The 19291-nt window shown below is 62.9% G+C and carries 14 protein-coding genes; 6 read left to right on the top strand and 8 right to left on the bottom strand.

Going from position 1 to position 19291, the window contains the following annotated elements:
• Window positions 1-21: 21 nt before the first annotated feature.
• The gene (locus D6M19_RS19055; RefSeq protein WP_123026815.1) at window positions 22-1470 is read right to left on the bottom strand and encodes a hypothetical protein; all 1449 of its coding nucleotides are present in this window, start codon (window positions 1468-1470) and stop codon (window positions 22-24) included.
• Between the two features lie 18 nt (window positions 1471-1488).
• Complete coding sequence (locus tag D6M19_RS19050; RefSeq protein ID WP_123026814.1) at window positions 1489-2328, bottom strand: LysR family transcriptional regulator ArgP; 840 nt, start codon at window positions 2326-2328, stop codon at window positions 1489-1491.
• Between the two features lie 453 nt (window positions 2329-2781).
• Here D6M19_RS19050 and D6M19_RS19045 point away from each other — a divergent pair, with 453 nt between their 5' ends.
• Both D6M19_RS19045 and D6M19_RS19040 read left to right on the top strand, forming a co-directional pair.
• Window positions 2782-3789, top strand: coding sequence for a hypothetical protein (locus tag D6M19_RS19045; protein WP_164478580.1), 1008 nt, complete (start codon window positions 2782-2784; stop codon window positions 3787-3789).
• 109 nt (window positions 3790-3898) lie between these two features.
• The gene (locus tag D6M19_RS19040; RefSeq protein WP_123026812.1) at window positions 3899-4798 is read left to right on the top strand and encodes a hypothetical protein; all 900 of its coding nucleotides are present in this window, start codon (window positions 3899-3901) and stop codon (window positions 4796-4798) included.
• Window positions 4799-4822: 24 nt separating this feature from the next.
• Here the strand turns inward: D6M19_RS19040 and D6M19_RS19035 are convergent, their stop codons facing one another.
• On the bottom strand, window positions 4823-5278 hold the full coding sequence (locus D6M19_RS19035) for a GNAT family N-acetyltransferase (RefSeq protein WP_123026811.1): 456 nt from the start codon (window positions 5276-5278) through the stop codon (window positions 4823-4825).
• Window positions 5279-5281: 3 nt separating this feature from the next.
• Complete coding sequence (locus D6M19_RS19030; RefSeq protein ID WP_123026878.1) at window positions 5282-6703, bottom strand: HEPN domain-containing protein; 1422 nt, start codon at window positions 6701-6703, stop codon at window positions 5282-5284.
• Between the two features lie 265 nt (window positions 6704-6968).
• Here D6M19_RS19030 and D6M19_RS34845 point away from each other — a divergent pair, with 265 nt between their 5' ends.
• Window positions 6969-9749 carry a tetratricopeptide repeat-containing protein gene (locus D6M19_RS34845; RefSeq protein ID WP_234834939.1) on the top strand — a complete coding sequence of 927 codons (2781 nt, stop codon included), beginning with the start codon at window positions 6969-6971 and terminating at the stop codon, window positions 9747-9749.
• Window positions 9750-10085: 336 nt separating this feature from the next.
• Here D6M19_RS34845 and D6M19_RS19020 read toward each other — a convergent pair whose 3' ends face one another.
• The 3 genes from D6M19_RS19020 to D6M19_RS19010 all read right to left on the bottom strand — a co-directional run bounded on the left by D6M19_RS19020 (window position 10086) and on the right by D6M19_RS19010 (window position 12930).
• Entirely contained in the window at window positions 10086-10466 is a 381-nt protein-coding gene (locus tag D6M19_RS19020; RefSeq protein ID WP_164478579.1) for a hypothetical protein, read from the bottom strand.
• Window positions 10467-10491: 25 nt separating this feature from the next.
• Window positions 10492-10674 (bottom strand): hypothetical protein, encoded by a 183-nt coding sequence (locus D6M19_RS19015; protein ID WP_123026809.1) that lies wholly within the window; start codon window positions 10672-10674, stop codon window positions 10492-10494.
• Between the two features lie 1101 nt (window positions 10675-11775).
• Window positions 11776-12930, bottom strand: a complete 1155-nt coding sequence (locus D6M19_RS19010) for an amidohydrolase family protein (protein WP_234834938.1) — start codon at window positions 12928-12930, stop codon at window positions 11776-11778.
• A gap of 273 nt (window positions 12931-13203) precedes the next feature.
• Here D6M19_RS19010 and D6M19_RS19005 point away from each other — a divergent pair, with 273 nt between their 5' ends.
• The gene (locus D6M19_RS19005) at window positions 13204-13950 is read left to right on the top strand and encodes a hypothetical protein (RefSeq protein ID WP_123026807.1); all 747 of its coding nucleotides are present in this window, start codon (window positions 13204-13206) and stop codon (window positions 13948-13950) included.
• A 49-nt stretch (window positions 13951-13999) separates the two neighbouring features.
• Complete coding sequence (locus D6M19_RS19000) at window positions 14000-15247, top strand: CaiB/BaiF CoA transferase family protein (RefSeq protein WP_123026806.1); 1248 nt, start codon at window positions 14000-14002, stop codon at window positions 15245-15247.
• 3 nt (window positions 15248-15250) lie between these two features.
• Here the strand turns inward: D6M19_RS19000 and D6M19_RS18995 are convergent, their stop codons facing one another.
• The gene (locus D6M19_RS18995) at window positions 15251-17578 is read right to left on the bottom strand and encodes a CaiB/BaiF CoA transferase family protein (RefSeq protein WP_123026805.1); all 2328 of its coding nucleotides are present in this window, start codon (window positions 17576-17578) and stop codon (window positions 15251-15253) included.
• A gap of 246 nt (window positions 17579-17824) precedes the next feature.
• On the opposite strand from D6M19_RS18995, the gene D6M19_RS18990 reads away from it, so the two are divergent.
• Window positions 17825-19288: an aldehyde dehydrogenase family protein gene (locus D6M19_RS18990; protein WP_123026804.1), complete on the top strand. Its 1464-nt coding sequence runs from the start codon at window positions 17825-17827 to the stop codon at window positions 19286-19288.
• Window positions 19289-19291 lie beyond the last annotated feature (3 nt).

The following is a 19291-nucleotide window of genomic DNA, read 5'->3' as shown; positions in this document are numbered from 1 at the left end:
TTGGTTGGGCGTGCGTACTGATCAGGCGACAGGCGTGAGATGCTCTCGCGTCCGGGACCGCGCAGGCCGTGCCGTGGGCGGCGCCGAGCGGGCATGCAGGGCGACGAGTCCACCCGACCTGACGACGCCAAGCGGCCCTGCCTTGACGAAGCGACCGATGCCCACCGCCCGCAGTATCGACGCGGCCCTGGCTTGGCGATACCCGACGAACATTCCGACGACGCTGAGAAGTAGCAGGCCGGCGACGCCCGGCGACGCCAATGCAGCCAGCGCAAGCACGGACAGCGGGGCCAGAACGGCGTCAACTGTGTGTTGGAGAATCGACCGCACCCCGTCCGGCACGATTCCGTCCGCCAGCACCGCCTTGAGCCCAACCGGATGTTGTTCGACCGCACCGCTGGCGCCGACGCCCCCGGCAGTCGGATGCCCTGCGGCGCCAGATGCCAATCCGGCCGGATCGCCGGGCGCGATCAGCATTCCCGGCCAGCCCGTCGGCGCGGACAGAGAGGACGCCAGCTGTAGACGGGCAGTGGTGTACAGGCCACCCGCCAACAGACTCCCACCAACTCCGCCGGCAGTCAGCGACGCGGTCGCCTCAGCGCTCATCGGAGGGAAGCCGAGCATTGAGAGAAGTTCACTCGGAATTTGGATCAACGCGGCAGTGTTATCGACCAGCGCGGTGAGGAGATACGCCATTGCTGTGATCACGTCGGTCGTCTGCGCAGCACTGACCGTCGCCGCGGGCTCAACCGTCGCGCTCTCTGTTGCCGATGCGACCTCTGTCGTGACCGGTTGGACAGTCGTCGACTCCTCGACGGGAGGATCGCTCGCAGGCGCAGCAGCGTCCTGGGCTACGGCGACATTATCGCCTTCGGGCGCTGACGAGGGCTGCGTCGCCGGCGAAGACGAGACGGCGACCTCTGGCTCGCTCACCGCTTGGGCAGCGGTCGCCGCGCTCGAGTCGGAGCCCGTGTTGTCCTCATCGGCTGCCGCCGCCGTGACTGCCTGCTGATCAGTCGAAACCTGCTGATCAGTCGAAACGCCGATGGCCATCGGCCCGGTCAGGCCGATTGGTGCCACGTGGGCAGTCCCGTCGGCTGCTGATTCGCCATCGCCGGATGCCGAGTCCGGATCGGTGTCCAACGCCGCCAGTAGCTCCGGAATCGAGTCCACGGGGTTCGTCTCGGTTGGGCCTTCGGCCGGCTCGGTCTGCACTGTGCCTGCCGCGTCCTGGCTGCTGAAGCCCTGGACGCCCTGTTCGGGGGTGCCGCTGACCGAACCGTCGGCTTCTGTGTCGGCAGTCGCGACCGATTCCCCGAATCCTCCGCAGAGCAGGGCGACGGACAGGGCACAGAGCCCTGCCGCCAAGCGCATCCGTGTACTTATCGTGTTCTCCTGCCGCGCGTCGGGAGAGCCCGCATCGCCGTGTTCTGCGACGATCGTCTCATTGTGCAGTGCTGGTGTCTCCATTCCCAACGAACAGCCGAATTAGCCGCCCAGCCACAACTTGGATGCCGCAGCGCGCACCGCGTCGGTGACGGTGTTGATCAGTAGGCTGTCCAACTTCCAGCACTGCCAGAACAGGGGCACATCGAGGTACACGTCGGATATCTGCACGAACGCGCCGTCGGCCAGGTACGGGGCCGCAGAACCGGTGGGGAACATGCCCCACCCAAGGCGGGCCCGGACCGCCGACGCGAACCCCTCCGCGGTGGGCACATAGTGCACCGGGCGACTGACGCGGTGGTGGAATGCCTTGCTTATCAACATGTCCTGCAGCGCATCGTCGCGGTTCCAGGCGAGGGACGGCGCGCTGGCCACCGCCTCTGCCGTGAACCCATGGGGCAGGTAGCGCTCCCCAAAGGCCGGGTGGGCCACCGGCACATAGCGCATGACCCCGAGCGGTATCACCCGGCATCCGGGCACCGGAGCGGCCTCGGTGGTGACGGCGCCCATCACCGCACCTTCCCGCAACAACCGGGCCGAATGGTCCTGGTCCTCGATCCGAAGGTCGAAGAGGATGTCTGGCAACCCGTCGAACACGGTGGTGAACCACGTCGACATCGAATCAGCGTTGACCGCGATCGTGACGCGGGTTCGGTCCGTCGAGCCGCCGCCCATATCGGCCAGCGCCTCCGACTCGAGCAGCGTGGTCTGGGCGGCGAGCCGGAGCAGCGGGATTCCGGCAGGCGTCGCCACCGTTGGCTTCTCGCGACGGACCAGAACCTGGCCGACGCGCTGCTCCAACGCCTTGATCCGCTGGCTCACCGCCGACGGTGTGACGTGCAGATGGTCGGCGGCGGCGTCGAAGCTGCCGTGCTCGATCACCGCCGCTGTAGGTTCTCAAGCTGCGTGGCGGATGGCGATGCCTCTACCTGCGGCGTTGCAGAGTTCTCATCGAAATGGCGGACGGGTTTTTCTCATCTTCGTGGCGGATCCGAGAACCGTGCGGTTGTACCTAACGGTGGCGCCTAGGTCCTCGCGGCCGTTGCGTTCGCCGGGCAGCGGCGTCGTGGGGGCCTCAGGAGCGAGGCCGGGTGGTCTCAGCCGGACTGCCCCGGTCGTATCTGGGTGTGACAGCGTGCGTCGGGTACGCGGAGGCGTGTGAAAATTCGTTTGCCGAAGCCTCCTGCCAAGGGGATCATGGCGTGCGGCCGAAAATGAACTGCATGAAAGGTCACAACTCGCACCATGGCTGCCACATACGCGATCCGAGGCGACGTGACCTGGCCGACCGATCTGGTGTTGCCGGCTCGACCACCAAAGCTGGCGTACATCGACATGTTCGGCGTCATCAACCTAGCGAAGGTGAAGACCGGCACCGCGCCGCCCGGCTACGACGAGCTGTACGAGGCGTGCAAGAGAGCCCGCACGGAGGGCCGAGTGAGGTTCCCGATGTCCGCGACGCACGTAATCGAGGTATACAACGTCCGCAGCGTCGACCAGCGCCGCACGCTCGTGGCGGTCATCGAGGAGCTATCGGGTTTCGAATTCATGCTCGGCCGCCGGCAGATCCAGCAGTTGGAACTCGAGGCGGCACTCAACAAGATTCCAGGCGTCGATATCCCGCCCCAGGGGCCCATTTCGCTGATCGGGCCTAGCGTCCTGTGGGCATTCGGCAAGCGGGGAAACCTCACCACGAATGCCCCCGACCCGGACGCGATGGCTCGTCACGTGTTGCAACAGCTCGGCATCGCTATTGGCACTGACGCGATGGCGACGCTGACCGCCTGGGCCCTCCGCGAGCTGCTCACCGGGCCCGAGAACCACGACGATCCCGAACTCCGCGCGGCAGGCTATACCCGCAAGAATTGGCACGAAATGCTGAAGCATCGGGCTATGCATGAGCAGGAACTCGTTTCCAACCTCGACGCGGAACCGCAGCTGCGAGCAGGACGCCTGCGGGACGTGGTCAACGCACGCGAGATGTCGATCGAATTGATCGATGCGCTTACCTCGTTGACCATGCCGATGGGCACGTCGATCGGTGAGCTTCTCGACTACGACCGCGATAAGCTGCGCGATTTCTGCGATTCCATGCCCTCGACGCGGGTCGCGACATCGCTGAAGGAGCGGTACCACCGAGACAGGCTGCATGCGTGGACGCCGAACGACATCAACGACATTGACGCCCTGTCGATCGCTGTGCCCTACTGCGACAGCGTTTTTGCCGACAAAGCCGCGTTTAACGCTGTGAAGCAATGCCGCGAACTCAGGATCTTCGATACCGAATTGCCCCGCACACCAAAGGACTTCACGAAATGGCTCGACGAGCAAAGCTCGCCGTAGACCGGCGCATAACAATTGCCGATTCGAGGTACTCGCCGCCGCGAGGGACTGAGCAAGTCTGGCCGGCGCCGAGCGGGTGTCCGATCACGCGCCGGCCAGCGTGCCACTAATGGAAGTACCGCCACGGCTGGTCGAACTGGCAGCGCTCGCCGACAGCTGCCGCACCGCGTTCCTGCACACCGCCGAGGCGTCGCATTGGCTGCCAGCTCACAACTCCCCCGCCGCGAAGGTTCAGGCGGCGCTCGCTGCGCGTGACCCTGCCGGGTTCACGTTGGTGTCCGAGGTGGTCGTCACCTATCTCGAGATCGCGGCCAACCACCTTGGTGGCTTGGCGGTGCTGTATCGACATGGAGAGGCCATGTTCCCTCCGTTACCGATCGCCCGGTCGATCCTGGAGCTCACGGCACACGTGGCTTGGGTGCTCGGGGACCCATACAGCACTGCTGACGACATCCTTGCCCGTGCGTACCTGGAAGAGTTGAACAGCCGAGAAACCGCCAAGCAGGCGGCAGGCCGCATGCACTCGAAGGCTTCCGCCGCGCACCAGAGGGCCAAAAAGGACTGGGCAGAGTTTCGGGACCGCGTGATCGCCGTGTTCCCCGACACCACGAAGTCTGACCTGGGTGGAAGCGCGACCGGTCGGGCGATCGCCGGCCAAATGTTCCCCGGCCCCGAAGCCCCGGTTGCGGACCTGTTCGATCTTCTCCACCGCGGCGCTGGGAGCAGCTTGACTGCGCGCCAGGGCTCCGGGATATATGGGTTCCTGTCCGGCGGGACACATCCGTCCCTGTATCAAGCCCGACAGTTGCGTGTGTACGTCGATCACGGTGGCCACGTCGGCACGGTTCTAGAAGCCGACATCGCTCACCTCGAACGGCTCCTCGTCCTACCGGTCGTCGCCTACTACAACGCACTCTCCTACACGATCGACTTCTACGGGCTGGACCGCGCTGCTCACGACGAACTGACAAAGACGATCGACGAAGTACTGCCTGGAGCACTGGCCTGAGTCCAGAAGACGACCCGCCGGCACCTACCGAACAGGCTGGATGAACAGCGGCCGGTGACGTCCGTCGGGATGGTCGAATCTGTCCCAGTCCAGAGAGTCCCAGAACGCGTCGGCGTTCTCGCTGTATGCGAAGAGCCGACGGCCCGGATGCCGCTGTGCAAGACCGCGCACGACATGGGTAGCCACATGGCGTTCTCGCGCAGCGGTGGCCACTTCGATGAGCTGTATCTCCAGACGCTCGGCGCCGATCGCAGGCACGTCGGTGTAGGTCGGGTTGATGCCGCCAGGGTCATCCAGCTCAACACGCGCCACCTCCACACCGCCCTCCAGCACCTGGACAAACCAGGGCTCGCGCACGTAGTAGTACTTCACCTCGTCCCACCACTGCTCGTTCTCGTACACGACCGCCGAGTCGAATGGAGGGATCCACGAGTACTTGTCGGCAGAGCCGCGGCGAAGGTCGATGAAATCGAGTTCCACTGCTCAACTCTCCGCAGCGGCGGTGGGGGTCAGTGCGGCGTACGGGCTTCCAGCGAGCAGGTTCCTGACGTTTGCGAGGTGATGGTTGTACCGAGACGAATCTCGATACGCGCGCTGGAGTGTCGCGACGTCGAACCCAGCCTCTAGAAGCAGGACTGTGCGGAGGACCCAGGCCAACGAGTAACTAAGCGCGATGACGAGGTCGTAGAACTGGTCAATCGCTTCGTCGTGTCTCTGTGTTCCCTGATGCGCCAATATGTTTCGCGCCTCGTGCACTGCTCTCGGCCAATCGGCGAAATCGCCGACAATGTTCGGCAATGCTTCCCGCGCCCGATCGGCAAGATCGGTCATTCTCGTTCGAAACGTTGGCTCATTAATGAACCCAAACGCGTCATTCATGGCGCGCTTGAACTCGGCGATATCGACCGGCCTAAGCGGTTCGCGATCCGACCGATCTAGCTCGCCAACCCGAGCAACAGCCGCAGCACGCGCCGCACGGCGAGCCTGCACGAGATCGCTTTTCGACAGCGCGGGCACTCGCTTCTTTTCGTCAACTAGCCTGCGGTGGAGTCCCTCTGCTACGGCGGCAAGGGTAAGAACGGCCGTTTGGATCGCGACTCCGCTGAGGTCGTCGATCGCCGCAGCGTCCAATGCATCGCTCCGACGCCGGAAGTCGATCCACCGGGCGAATCGATCGGCGCGGAGATAGCTGGGTTCCAAAAGATCTGACGTCTTTGTGGGCACCGGTTCTTCCGCCCTGTGAACCTCTCGCCAAGGCGATTCGGCTGAAAGTCGAACCGAAAGCGCGATGGCGTCTGCTGGACGGTCTGTTACAAGAGATGCCAGGGTCGCGACTGGACTCAGGACGCGCCGGTCGAAGTCCCGGACAGTCATAGGGTCCGCTGGCGTGAACTCGAACCAGCGGTCATCACCGTCCTGCGAGATCAGGAGCCGGCCACCGTCTGACGTGCTTGCCTCTCCACCTTCTGAACCCCACCAACTCGGCCCGACTACGCGGAACTTGCCGCAGTGAAACGTATGCTGCTCATCGACGTGCTCGTTCAGGATCACGTGCCGTGACGTCCGGAATTCCTGTAGGTACTGCCGAATCATGAATCCGCTATTCCGCTTCCGGCCGCCCTGGGCGCCGACCATCGACACGAGAGTGCCGTCTTCCAGTTGACCGTGGATGTTGCGAGGTTCCCAATCGTCAACGAGGGCGTCTGAGTCACCAGAGACTGCCATCCTCCTCACGGCTCCACTCGGATCCAGGTTGACGTCGACCGCCCGCTCGACAAATATTTGCCCGACCGTTTCGAGTGCGGGCCGACCGTCGAGCGTCAATCGGCCAGGGACGCGGCGGTCAGGTGTTTCGGCTTGCCAGAATGTTCCCTGCAGGACCTGACGGGTTTCTGACGCAGTCATGCCTTCTCCTTCGGCGGTGCTTTCGATCTGCACCTCTCGGCAGGAATGCACGAACCAATGACAGATGGCTCGAGCAGCGGAACACCTCCACAGTGGCAAGCATGGCCTCGGACCACTGCGTTGCAAACCTCCGGCCAAAACATCACGAGAATCCTCAAGCCTGGTGGACGTAGGAGGCACCTCAGCGGTTCCGCAGCTCATCAAACCTGCGGAACTGTCATACCGGGCTGCTAACTTCGCCACCATAGCTGTCGCGGTGGACGGCATGACTGAAGAATGGGCGGGGCTTGTGACTACAACCGATGGCGGGACTAATGCCGCATACGGTTTCAACTTTCAGTTCGTTACCACCGCCGAATTCTTCTTGCGCCATCTTCGCGAGAACTTCGACAAGGTCGGCACAATGGCACTTCACATCGAGTCCGCATCTCTTGCGGAATCCGCAGAGCACGACGACATCGTCGACTTCGCCATCGAAGAGGATGCGGTAATCGCCATCAAGGCGCAGGTGAAGGGGTCTAGGACGGGGCGCACGATCGGGGCGCCAGAAGCGCAGAGGGTCTTCGCCAAGCTCAACGACGGCAAGACGCCCGTCATCCGGCTGATGACGAATCGCCCACTGTCGCAACCTCTTCAAGACTCACGCGTGGTCACAAACGCAAGCGAAAATCTGATCGAGTATTCGTTGAAGAACAACGAAGCGCAAGCAACCGCGGAGATCATTGCGCTGGACTCCAGAACCATCGGCGAGCTGACCGACTCGCTGGTTGACTTAGTCACCCAGTTCCGAGCCGAGAACAAGAAGAGTCAAGGCCGCGTCGGCTGCCGAATCGTAGCGGTAGTTCTTCTCCACAAAATCTTCAGCGCGGCCGCGGGTGAAGCCGAGCGCAGGCTGACGGCTCTTGAGATTATCGACGCGCTCTCGATGCCGGATCGAGAGATTGCCGAGGCGGCAGGCGCATTCGACTGGGGAGTTCCTGTCGCGGGGATCCCCACATTCCAAGCGACGGTCCCCCGACTCATACTTCTGGAGCAACTCGACGCGACCACGCGGGAGGGGATGTTGGATCCGGATGGTCGCGCTCCATCCGTCGCGATCCTGGCGGGACGGACCGGCAACGGGAAGTCCGCTCTGGCAGCTGACTTCTGCCACATTGAACACAACACATTTCGCAACATTCTGTGGATTGATGCGCGCGATCCGTCGATCACGGCCGCGCGGGTTCGAGCGATCACGCATGACCTGACCGGAAAGGATTTCGGGGAGGGCGCCGATGCGTCAGCGGACTTCGTAGGGGCGCTCGCATCTCACCCTGGTCCCTGGCTGGTGGTGTTCGACAACGCGCCCACCATGCTGGCGTTGCAGAAGTACATGCCAACCATGGGCAATGGCGCGGTCATCATCACGACGACGAACAGCACGGGTAGCTGGTTCCCACGAGCACAAATGCTCCCAGTCGAGGAGTTCTCCGAGGATGAAGCGATCGCCTGCTTCGCAAGCTATGCGGGTCTGCCCAAGGGGTACGAAAAACGAACGGTCGCAGGAATCGTCTCCCGGCTAGGTCTCGTCCCACTCGCCGTCAGCATGGCTGGAGTGTATTTCAGGAATGCGGAGGGGACGCTGGAAGAACTATCGAGCAACTACTTCGAGAGACTAGAAGCGCTGGACGACATGCGGGCCATTCCGGCTGGATTCGATCGGACCGCATTTCAAGCCATCAAATTGGCCGTTGAACACCTCGGTCAAGGGTTGGTTTCGGAGGAGGAGCGACGCCGGGCGACGGCAATTCTCGAACACGCCGCTCTCCTCGCTCCCGAATTGGTCCCGCTTAATTTCATTATTTCAGCGTCTCCCGAGGAAGGGAGAATAAATCTCGCCGATCGGCCGCGCCCTGTTTCTGTCGATCGAAGTGTATCGCGCAGTGTGATTTCGACATTTCGCACCCAGAGCATCGCTCAAAGAGTCATGAACGTCGATGGCGCCGGGGCGCAAAACGCGGCCAGCGAAACGATCGCAATCCATCCGCTCGTACACGAAATCCTTCAGATCTCCTACCTTGATCGCTTACGACATGGCGAACTTCAGAGCCATGCCCTCATGCTGATGCATCAGCTTCTCGGCTGGATCGAAGGCATGCGGTCGGATCTTGAATTCTTTGCTGTGGACCAGCTGCTGCTGCATGCTGAGGCTCTACTCGACCTCTTGGCGGAACACGAGCCGTTGTCGAGTGCGAGCGAGCAGCACAATCGAGTCTTCGGATACTGCAAGGCTATGCTGCTGCTGGAACTGGGGAAGTGCTACTGGGCGCGCGGCGACGCGACAGGGTCAGTTCAGATGTCGAAAGTAGCCGTTGAGACTTTGCAGGCGCTGCCAACAAACCCACTAACCACAATGCTTGCGATTGAGGCGGTCTCCTCTGCAGTTGTTGATCTCTCGAACGCCGGCGAATCTGTCGAATACATCGTTCCATTCGCCAGCATGTCGACGGTTCTCATACTGTCCGTTGACGTCGCTGCGGCCACTGACGGGCTCCGCTCATTAATGTTCGAAAGGGCTAAATCAGTTCGAGCATTCCTAAGAAAGCGCACGGAATACATGGCGGTTCAAGCTGTCCAACAGGCCGTTGACGCCCTAGAAGAATTTATTGCGCTCGATACGAGTGGCACCGTCAGCCAGCACGACTTACTAGAAGAGGTCAACGATCTCATAGAGGCTGACAACTACGCCGCTGTTGTGGAGATGATCCCGGGCCTTTTGGAAGGCGCGAACGACTATGACCGCATTCTTGTGCAATCCATAGCGGTAATCGCGCAATTGCACACAGGCTCATACGATACGGCTGATACAGGCATTAGCGACCTGTTGGCCATCCAGATGCACCAGGATTACATGGCAACGCCGCTCATGCAGGGATTGGGCAAGATCTATCAAGCACTGATGGCGTTGAGAAGTGACCTTCCGCCCGCGCTATCCGCGCGCATTTCGCCGGTCCGTGACCGGGCGACGCAGCTGTACGAGTTAGTGCAAAGTCGATCGAGCCGCTAGCCGCCAGTAACGACAATCTCTGAGATGCTGTCCGTCACGGAGCGATCAATCTGCGCCGCCCTACAGCCAAGTCGACGACCCAGTAGCCCGACTGCATCCGGAGTCCATCCCTCCCCGCGACACCAAGCATGGATAACCGCTGTTACCCATAAGGTTTCGGATACATGTTCGCCCCGCTGACAGACCGGCCCACCGGATGACTGCCGATAACTGCGCCTTACGTCGCTGAGCTTGAATATGCGCGGTCGCAACGCTGATGTTCTTCGGCGGGCTGGCCCTCAGCCACGAGCGGCCCGTGACGAGGATGGGCTTCCATGAGCGTCTCGCCGCGCGTGGTCAGGATGGGGCCGAAGCAGGCCCGAGTCTGCGGTCGACTGCCGATGGCCTTCCGTGCCGCGCCGTGAGCCTAGAGCTCGTCCGCGTCAGCGTCGCGGCCCGGATCGAGGAGGGCGTCAACAACCCTTCGATGGCTCGACTAAGACACCGTTCCTGGTCATGGCCGACATAGGCGTCCAGCCATGTCGCGCACAGGTGCACAAACTGCGGCCGCAGCGGAATTCCCTTGGCGACAACCAATCCGAGAAGTTGACGAATTGCCGCGAATGTATCTCCGGCACCGATGGTGACGAAAACGAAATCGCGTTCATGAAGGCTCAGGCGAGGCTTGACGACCTCGATGAGCGCCCAGGCCAAGTTGACTTCCGCCGCCTTCTGCACCGCTACCACCGCCAATTTCCCCGGTTCACAGTGGGGGGAAGCGGCGGCCAAGCCTCTGAGGTGGGGCCGCTATCTTCTCCAGCTCCCACGTGCAGGCCACGCGCGCGACACCCTCGGATGTCTTGACCTGAACCAGAAGTGTTCCCACATCGGTCACCGTTGCGACGCGCATACCTTGGCGAACCTGATCGCCGATCTCGAAGTCCATCCTCTTACCTCCTTGGCCTACCGACGCGTGGCGATCTCGCAGTACTCGCGTTGAGTGTCACGGCCACTGGCCCCCGTAATCCAAACGTGGAACGGTCAATTCGGCGCGCACATGCCAACGCAGGGTGTCCCTTCCGTCGCGCCAATAGACCTTGTAGCGAATAGCATCTGAGTCAACGATGATGCCCGCACCACGGCGACGGTCAACACTGGACAAAACGGTGTCACCAACGACTGGAGTACGAGGATTGCGTCCCATAATCATGACCGCCAGCCGCTCCAATGCCTGATCTCTACGACGAACCGGCGTCCCTGCTCGTCAACGGCATCCCACGAGAACGGGCCACGCAACTGCGTCGTACCCAATGTGTGAGCCGTCCGGCGGGCATCTTCCTCGGAGCCGATGTTCGATACTCGCCGACCGTCACTTGTGATGAGCGTCCACATGGCAAGAGCCCTAGACCGTTACGCCGCGGCGCATCATCGCCAGCTCCGGCGCTCTTCTGAAAAGTTCGATTGTCATTGGTGGCGGCTCCCTTCACTTCTACGAAAGAGCCAATGCAACGTCTACGTGACGCCCACATTTCGTTATGCATCGATTGTGGCGCGCTAGTTAGCGGCATGTCGAGATAGGCGACCGAAAGCGGCGTTTGCAGGCTTGAATCGGTGTCTGCCAAATTTGCTGGTTGGCACCGTGTCGACTGAAGGCGGATGCGATGCCTACACCAGATCGCTGTAGTGTCGCCGAATTATGTTGCTGCTATTGATGATTCGATGCAGCATCAGGCTGCATGAGGGATCTTGTGTCTCGTGAGGTGGACGTTACATCTGCCTGGACTATGGATGCGCGGGCTAGCCCGGTCGGTCGTCGCTCGATGGCTACTTCTTGGCTGCAGCCAGCTCCCTTGCCATCGCGTCGAACGGCGGACCCAGGTCGACCAGTCGTGGTTCCCGTCGACCGGGAAGTCGCCGGGGGCTGCATGCCCACTAACCGGGTGATATGTCCGTGGCGACCGACGCGTATTCGGCGACGCTGCTCGCCCGACCCTCGAAGTACGGCCGCGTTGAGCGCTCCGCTAGGTCGGGCCCCGTCGGCCGTTGGTTAGGTCGTGGCGCTGTAGGCGGCGATCAAGTCCTGATTGAGGGGGAACTTGAACAGCTTTTCGGCGTTCTTGTGCGTCATCAGGTCGATCTCGTCTTGGGGGATGCCGTCGAAGACTTCCTTGGCCGACAGCTGCGTCTTGGGGAACGGAGTATCGGCGTGCGGGTAGTCGGACTCCCACAAGATCCGATCGACACGAAAGTCGTGGCGGTACTTGATGCCGACCGGTTCTTCGATCATGCAGAAATACATACTGCGCTCGGCCACCTCAGAGGGCTTGATGTTTGCGTTCTCTAGGTGCGACCAATACTGGTGGCGCTCCCACTGCCGGTCAGCCCGCTCGATGGCAGCGGGGATCCATCCGATGCCGCCCTCGGACCAGACCACCTTCGCATCGGGGTACCTGCGCAGCAAGGGACTGACCATGAGGTTCACTGAAGAACGCGCGGCATTAGCGAACGCCGCGGCAATCTCGGTCATCGGGTTCAAGCCCTCGAGTGTCACTTGGGCGCCCCCGGAGCCGATGTGCATGCAGATCGGCGTTTCGTCGGCCTGGGCAGCGGCGAAGAGGGGTTCCCAATACCCGTCGTGGAAGTTGGGCAGTCCCACCACCTGTGGGTCTTCGATAAAGCAAATGGACTTGCTGCCCATCCCCACGCAGCGCTCGTGCTCTTTGATGGCGAGATCGATGTCCCATACCGGAAGGATGTGCATCGGGACGAACACATCAGGGCCGGCGCCACACCACTCCTCGATCATGTAATCGTTCCACGCCCGCACGCACGCCAACGCCAATTCCTTGTCGTCGAACAGCGCGAACTTGCGACCCCCAAAACCCGGCAGCGTCGGAAACGACACGGAGGCGAAGATGCCGTTGGACAGCAGGTCCTTGCGACGTTCCTCGGGGTTGTAACACCCGGGGATCATGTCCTCGAACCTCGCCGGTTCCATGCCCCATTCCTCGCGAGGCTTTCCGGCGACCGCGTTGAGTCCCATCGTCAGTTCGCGACCGCCATCCCACTCCCAGATCTGGCGGCCATCGACCTCCACCACATGCGGAGCGCGGTCTTTGAACTTCGCCGGCACCCGATCAGTCCACACATGGGCGGGCTCCACGATGTGATCGTCAACGCTGAACAACGTGAACACAGACACTCACCTCTTCCATCATGCAGCCACCGCGAAGGTTTCACGGCACCGCCACGAACTGACCTACCAGCCATGATGGCACCGTCAACGAGTCAAAAGGACTACCCAATCCGAAACGCCATTTCCGCCCGCGACCTCTTCCCGTGGGGGCTGCTAACTGCCTACGCTCCATGAGGTCTGCCGTCCTGAACAACGGCCACGTCGCTATAGATTCGGCGTATCCCCGTGTGTGCGTTCATTCCCAACCGGTCACGTTCGGTGGCGAGATAGGAGAGGACATTGCGCGCCGATACCACCGCGCCCGGCCCGAGGGCACTGCCTGAGATCTGGGAAGCCACTCGCAAACGGATCAGCGCACTTGTCGCCCCGCTTACCGACGACGCGGTGTCCACCGCCGTGCCCACGGTGGCCGGTGCGACCATCGGCGACGTACTCGCCCATGCAACGGACATCTGCACTCGGGCCGCGACCGACGCTGCTGCCCTCTGTCGAGGGTCGTTCAGCCGTCCGATCGGCGGAGAACTTCCCAGCGCGACATTGACGGCGTTGATCACGGCCTGGGAGGCGGCGGCCCACCTCGTCAGCAGACAAGTCGAATCGGATTCAGAGCTGGCGAGCTTCTTGATTACCGACGCCGCGATGTGTGAACACGACCTTCGCGCCGCGCTCGATTGTCCCGCGGCCCGAGACGATCTCGCCATCAAGGTCGCGCTCGACGAGTTGTCTGGTCGATTCTCCGATCGAGTCGACGCGGCCGGGCTGCCTCCGCTGCGCGTAACGGTCGAACAATGGGGCACCATAGCCGGCACCGGGCGCGCCACGTCGTGCGTGGTGGCTGACCGCTTCGAATTCGTCAGAGCGATGTCGGGTCGAAGGTCGGCCCACGATATCGGCCGATGGAACTGGGGCGTCGATCACAATCGGTATTTGGCGGTGATATCCGAGGTTCCGTTGCCACCCAACGAGATTCACGAGCGCGATCCCCGAATTCCCGAGCACATGCGCGACCGCGAGTTCGTCCTGTGACGCTGAGCATTGAGATCGGTTCGGCGAACGTTCCAGAAGGGATACGTGCATGGGACTGCTGAGCGGGATACGCGTGCTGGAGTCCGCACAGTTGTTCAACGGCGACACTCTCGGAGTGTTGCTTGCCGACCTGGGTGCAGACGTCATCAAGGTTGAGAGCCCTTTCCGCGGCGACTATCTTCGCGACTTCCTCGGTCAAGTCACACCTCACAACAGCCCCGCCCACCTGCAGGTCAACAAGAACAAGCGAAGCTTGGCTTTGGACCTTCGCAAAGAGGACGGCCGCGACCTGTTTTGGCGGTTGCTGGCGACTGCCGATGTCTTCGTCGACGGCAACTCGGCCGACGCACTGGACAAGCTCGGTGTCGGGTACGCCGAACAGGAACGCCGCCAACCGCAGATCGTGTACTGCCAATACACGGGATACGGCGCGACGGGTCCGTACGCGGCCATCCCGACGCACGGGCAGATGATGAATGCAGCAGCAGGCGCGACTCCACTGCAGACAGATGAAACGGGTCTCGTACGGCCCTTTCACGGCCCGCAGGCATTCAACGGAATCGCTTCGGGAGGGGAAGGCACCGCGGCCGGTGCCGCCTACGCCGCGCTACACGTTGCGGCGGCGCTAGTGCAACGCCAGCGCACCGGCAGGGGATGTTATATCGACGTCGCGGCATCTGAAGCCGTGATCTCCTCTGCGTGGATCGCCGCCACCTACCAGCTCAACGACGAACGGATCGCCGATCGCCGGTCGCTCCCCGCACCCGTCGATCCCGGCGGAACGGCGAGCGCGAAGTACCAGTTCTATCGCACCTCAGACGATCGGTACGTGCTGTTCTGCTGCATCGAACCGGCGTTCTGGGAGAACTTCTGCAGGCTCGCGGACCGGGAGGATCTCATCGGTCAGCACGACGCGGGTCCCGTGGACTTCGCAGTAGATGACGTCGACCAGAGTCTTCGCCGCGAGATCCAGAAGGTCATCGAGACGCGGACCCAGGCGGACTGGATCCGGCTCGCTGCCGAGCACGACATCGCGATCGGACCCGCGGTGCAGGGCGACGAGTTGCGGTCAGATCCGCAACTGGCTTCACGGGGCGCATTCGTCGAAGCGACGCATCCGACGGCCGGACCGTTTACTCATGTGACTTTGCCGGCGCTCGTCGATGGACAACGGTCAACCGAAATTCGCCGTCACGCACCCGCGCTCGGCGAGCAGACCGACGAGCTGCTGCTCGAACTCGGTGTCTCTCCCGATGAGATCGCCTCGCTACGCGACGCGCGTGTCATCGGCGGCTGACGCCTACTTGATCGAGCCGCGCTCCCGAAGAGCGGCGATCCGCTCCGGCGTGTAGCCGAGGTCTATCAGGACGGCGTCGGTGTCGGCGCCGAACTCTGGTGCGAGCCGGTGCGGCGCGGGAACCGCGTCGCTGACTCGGACCATCGTCGCGGCCTCACGAACGAAAAGTCCCCGACCGTCGGACACCTGGGCGATGCGACCAATTGCCAGATTGGCTGGGTCGCGGTGAAAGGCTTGATTGTTGTTCTCGGTCTTGGGGACGATGGCCGCCACACCAGCAGCACGCAACGTACGCTCCCAGTGTTGGGAGTCGTTGCCCATCAACAACTCTGAGATGAGGTCAGCAAGCTCGTAGGCGTTCTGCATTCGTAGCTCGTGAGTCCTGAACCGCGGATCATCGAGGATCGAAAGGCCAAGCGCCGACTCCAGCAGTCGGATCTCGTCATCGCTGAGCGCCACGACGCAGATCCAGCCGTCGCTGGTTTCGTACAAGCGGTCCAAGGGCCCGATGCCCGTTTGCAGCGGATCGAGGCGCTCTGCTCCCAGCACCGTTCCGTCTGGACGACGGACGATGTGCGCCGCGTGCGTCATCGTCGCGTTCAATTGCGGGTTCTCGACGTACATCCCGGTGCCGCCGCGGCTGCGATGCAACAGCGCGATCAGGATGCCCACTGCCCCAGTGAGGCCGTTTCCGGGGTCTTCGTTGCCAAGAGGCCACATCGGAGGGTTGAACTGCCCGCCCACCTCGTAGCCGATTCCCACGTAGCCCGACATCAGTGGCGCAAAGGACTGCCGCATGCAGTCGGGACCGGTGGAGCCCCACCCGGGCGCATAAAGGTACACCGCGTCTGGATTGAGTTCGCGAACGTGTTCGTAGCCGAGGCCGACGCGGTCAGCGGCCCCCGGACGCATGTTGTGCAGCACCACATCGGCCCATTTGATCAGCGCGTCACGCGCCTCGAAGAGGTCCGGATCCTTCAGCCCCAAGGAGATGGCGCGCTTGCCGGCGGAGGCGGATCGGAACGGACGCTGGATCCCGCGCAACTGGTCGCCGAGAGTCGTCTCGAGCTTGATCACGTCGGCACCGAGGTCGGCCAGAAGCCGGGAACTGAAGGGCCCCGCGTAATAAGCGCCAGCATCCAGTATCCGCAGACCATCTAGCAGCGGTGCCGTGCCACCTCGTTCTTGGCGCTGGGAAGCAGTCCCACTCGACGACCTAGTCGGCTTTTGCTGGTCGTGCTGCCCGACGGTGGGCGCCCCATTGGCCGGTCGGTCAACAAAACCGTCGAATCGAATGGCGGGCGCGACCTGCTCCAACGGACCCAGTGTCGGATCGTCGATCGTGACGACCATCCCGTTGTGGCGAACCTGCGGCTCGTCGAAGATCTGACCTGGACGCAATTCCGGGATCGCTGCCACGTCGGCATCCAGCAGACGCTTGAGCCACACGTCACGGGGCTGCGTCTCGAACAGAGCCGGGACTTCCTCCATGACGACCCTGCGTTCAGCGTCATTGAGGGGCGACCGCATGTCGGACCCGTCGTCGGCAACCGCAAGCCTGTCGGCAAGACCGAGTTCTCGCACCAACCGACCAAAGGCGCCGACGGCTCCGGTGTGCACGCCGATGTACTCGTCGTCGGCGCAGCGGAAGGAGCGCGATATCAATCGGATGCTTCCCGGCACCATCGGCGGTGCCGCGTTGACGTCGTCGGCATCGCCCCACACCATGCCCAGATAGCTCAACGCGCCATCAACCAAGGACGTCTGCACGTGCCGCCCGCGACCGTCGGTGGTGCGCCGGTAGAGCGCGGCCAACGATCCGATCACGGCCAGGTAGGCAGCCCCGATGCTGGCGAACGGCAGTCCCTCATAGATGGGCGGCGGGCGTAGCCCGACTTGATCTGCCGTAACCCCGACGAAGGACTGCACGATCGCCTCGTGGCCGGGCACCTCCGCCAGCGTGCCGTCCTCGCCGAAGCCGGTGATAGAAGCCATGACGAGCTGGGGATGGGTTGCGTGAACTCGTTCCCAGTCCACTCCGAGTCGCTCGGCAACACCGGGCCGCCAACTGGTGACGAATACGTCCGCGCTCGAGAGCAGTTCGAACAGCCGATCTCGTCCTGCGTCGGTTTTCAGATCGACCTGCACACTGCGCTTACCGCGGTTGAACACCGCGTACTCGGTGGCCAGCACCTCGCGGAAGGGGTCGCCGCCTGGGGGTTCAACCCACCAGACGTTGGCACCGTAGTCGGCGAGCAGGCCCGTAGCGCGGGGCCCCGCCAGCCCTCGAGAACAGTCGATCACCGTGAAACCGTCTAGTGGACCGCTCACGCGCAGACCTTCCCTTCTGGGTTGTTGTGATTGTCAATCTAGGAACCACGCCGAGCGCTGACTAGGACGGCGGATGAAAGCGGCCTTTCCAATTACCCGGGCCGCGGTCACGGTGGGCCGAATCGCAAATGTCACTTTCACCTAGGGCGTTGCCCCCGGTGACGGCGCGCCGAAAGATGGCCTACGTCACACCCAAAAGGCGGAGCCCTGTCGGTTCCGCATTCGTCGAACGGATCGGACGACACCGTGCAGAGCACCCTGCCAGACAGCCTTCCCACTCCCCGACTCATCATCGGTTCGGACGAGCTGGTCACTGGTGGCGGAGGCAGCTACGAGCACCATTATCCGGCCACCGGAGCGGTTCAGGCAGTGGTCCCGCTGGCCGGGGCCGGTGAGGTTGATGCCGCCGTCAGTGCGGCGCGCCAGGCCTTTCCTGGTTGGCGCGACCTCGATCTGAACCGCCGTCGGGATGTTCTGTTGGCGATCGCGCAACGGTTGATCGGCGACTCCACGCGCTTGGCTGCCATTGCGACACACGAGATGGGCATTCCGAACCTTCTGGCCGGGGGCGCAGCGCAGCTCGCTGCTGAATGGTTCAGCTACTACGCGGGCTGGATCGGGAAGACCGGGGGTGAGGTCGTTTCGATCCCCTCCGGGGACGCCCTCGACTACGTCCGCGACGAGCCCCTCGGCGTGGTCGCCACGATCATCCCCTGGAACGGCCCGTTGATCGCGATTGGAATGAAGGTGGCACCGGCCTTGGCAGCCGGCAACTGCGTCGTGCTCAAGCCACCGGAGAACGCGCCGTTCACCGCGCTGCGGTTCGCCGAACTCGCTGCCGAGGCGGGGCTGCCGCCCGGGGTGCTGAGCGTCGTGCCCGGTGATGGGCTAGCGGGATCGGCGTTGTGTTCGCATCCCGGCGTCGACAAGATCACCTTCACCGGCGGTGGCGAGACCGCGCGCAAGGTGTTGACCGCGGCGGCACAGGCACTGACGCCGGTAATGCTCGAACTGGGCGGCAAGTCGGCCAACATCGTGTTTCCGGACGCCGACCTGGATGCGGCCGCCTCGATGGCCGTCGGCGCCGGGTTGGTCACCCTGTCGGGACAGGGCTGCATGCTGCCCACCCGGTTGCTGCTTCACAACGACGTCTACGACGAAATGGTCACTCGGGTGGTTGGTGCCGCGCAGGCGCTCAGTGTGGGCGACCCCTGGGATTCCGCCACGTTGATGGGTCCGCTGGCGACGGCCGCACACCTCGAACGTGTCAGTCAAGCGGTCGAGTCGGCCGTCGATGCGAAGGATGGGGCACTTCTGTGCGGGCGCGAGCGGCCCGCAGATCTCGGCGACGGTTACTACTACCGCCCGACCGTCTTCGGCGACGTCGACCCGGGAAGTGACCTGGCCCAGAACGAGATCTTCGGTCCGGTGCTGAGCATCTTGCGATTCGGCACCGACGAGGAAGCCGTTGCCCTGGCAAACAACACGCAGTACGGGTTGGCCGCCTATATCCACACCCGCGACTTGCGGCGAACGCACGCAATGGCGGCCGCCCTGGACGCCGGCGGTGTCGCCGTCAACGGCTTCCCGATCGTGCCTCCCGGCGCGCCCTTCGGAGGCACGAAACAAAGTGGGTTCGGACGTGAGGGCGGCATTTGGGGACTACGTGAGTTTCAGCGGACCAAGAACGTCTACATCGGGCTGCAGTGAGGT

It is taken from the genome of Mycolicibacterium stellerae, assembly GCF_003719305.1.
Lineage (GTDB): Bacteria > Actinomycetota > Actinomycetes > Mycobacteriales > Mycobacteriaceae > Mycobacterium > Mycobacterium stellerae.
This window is presented reverse-complemented; position numbering and strand designations above follow the sequence as displayed.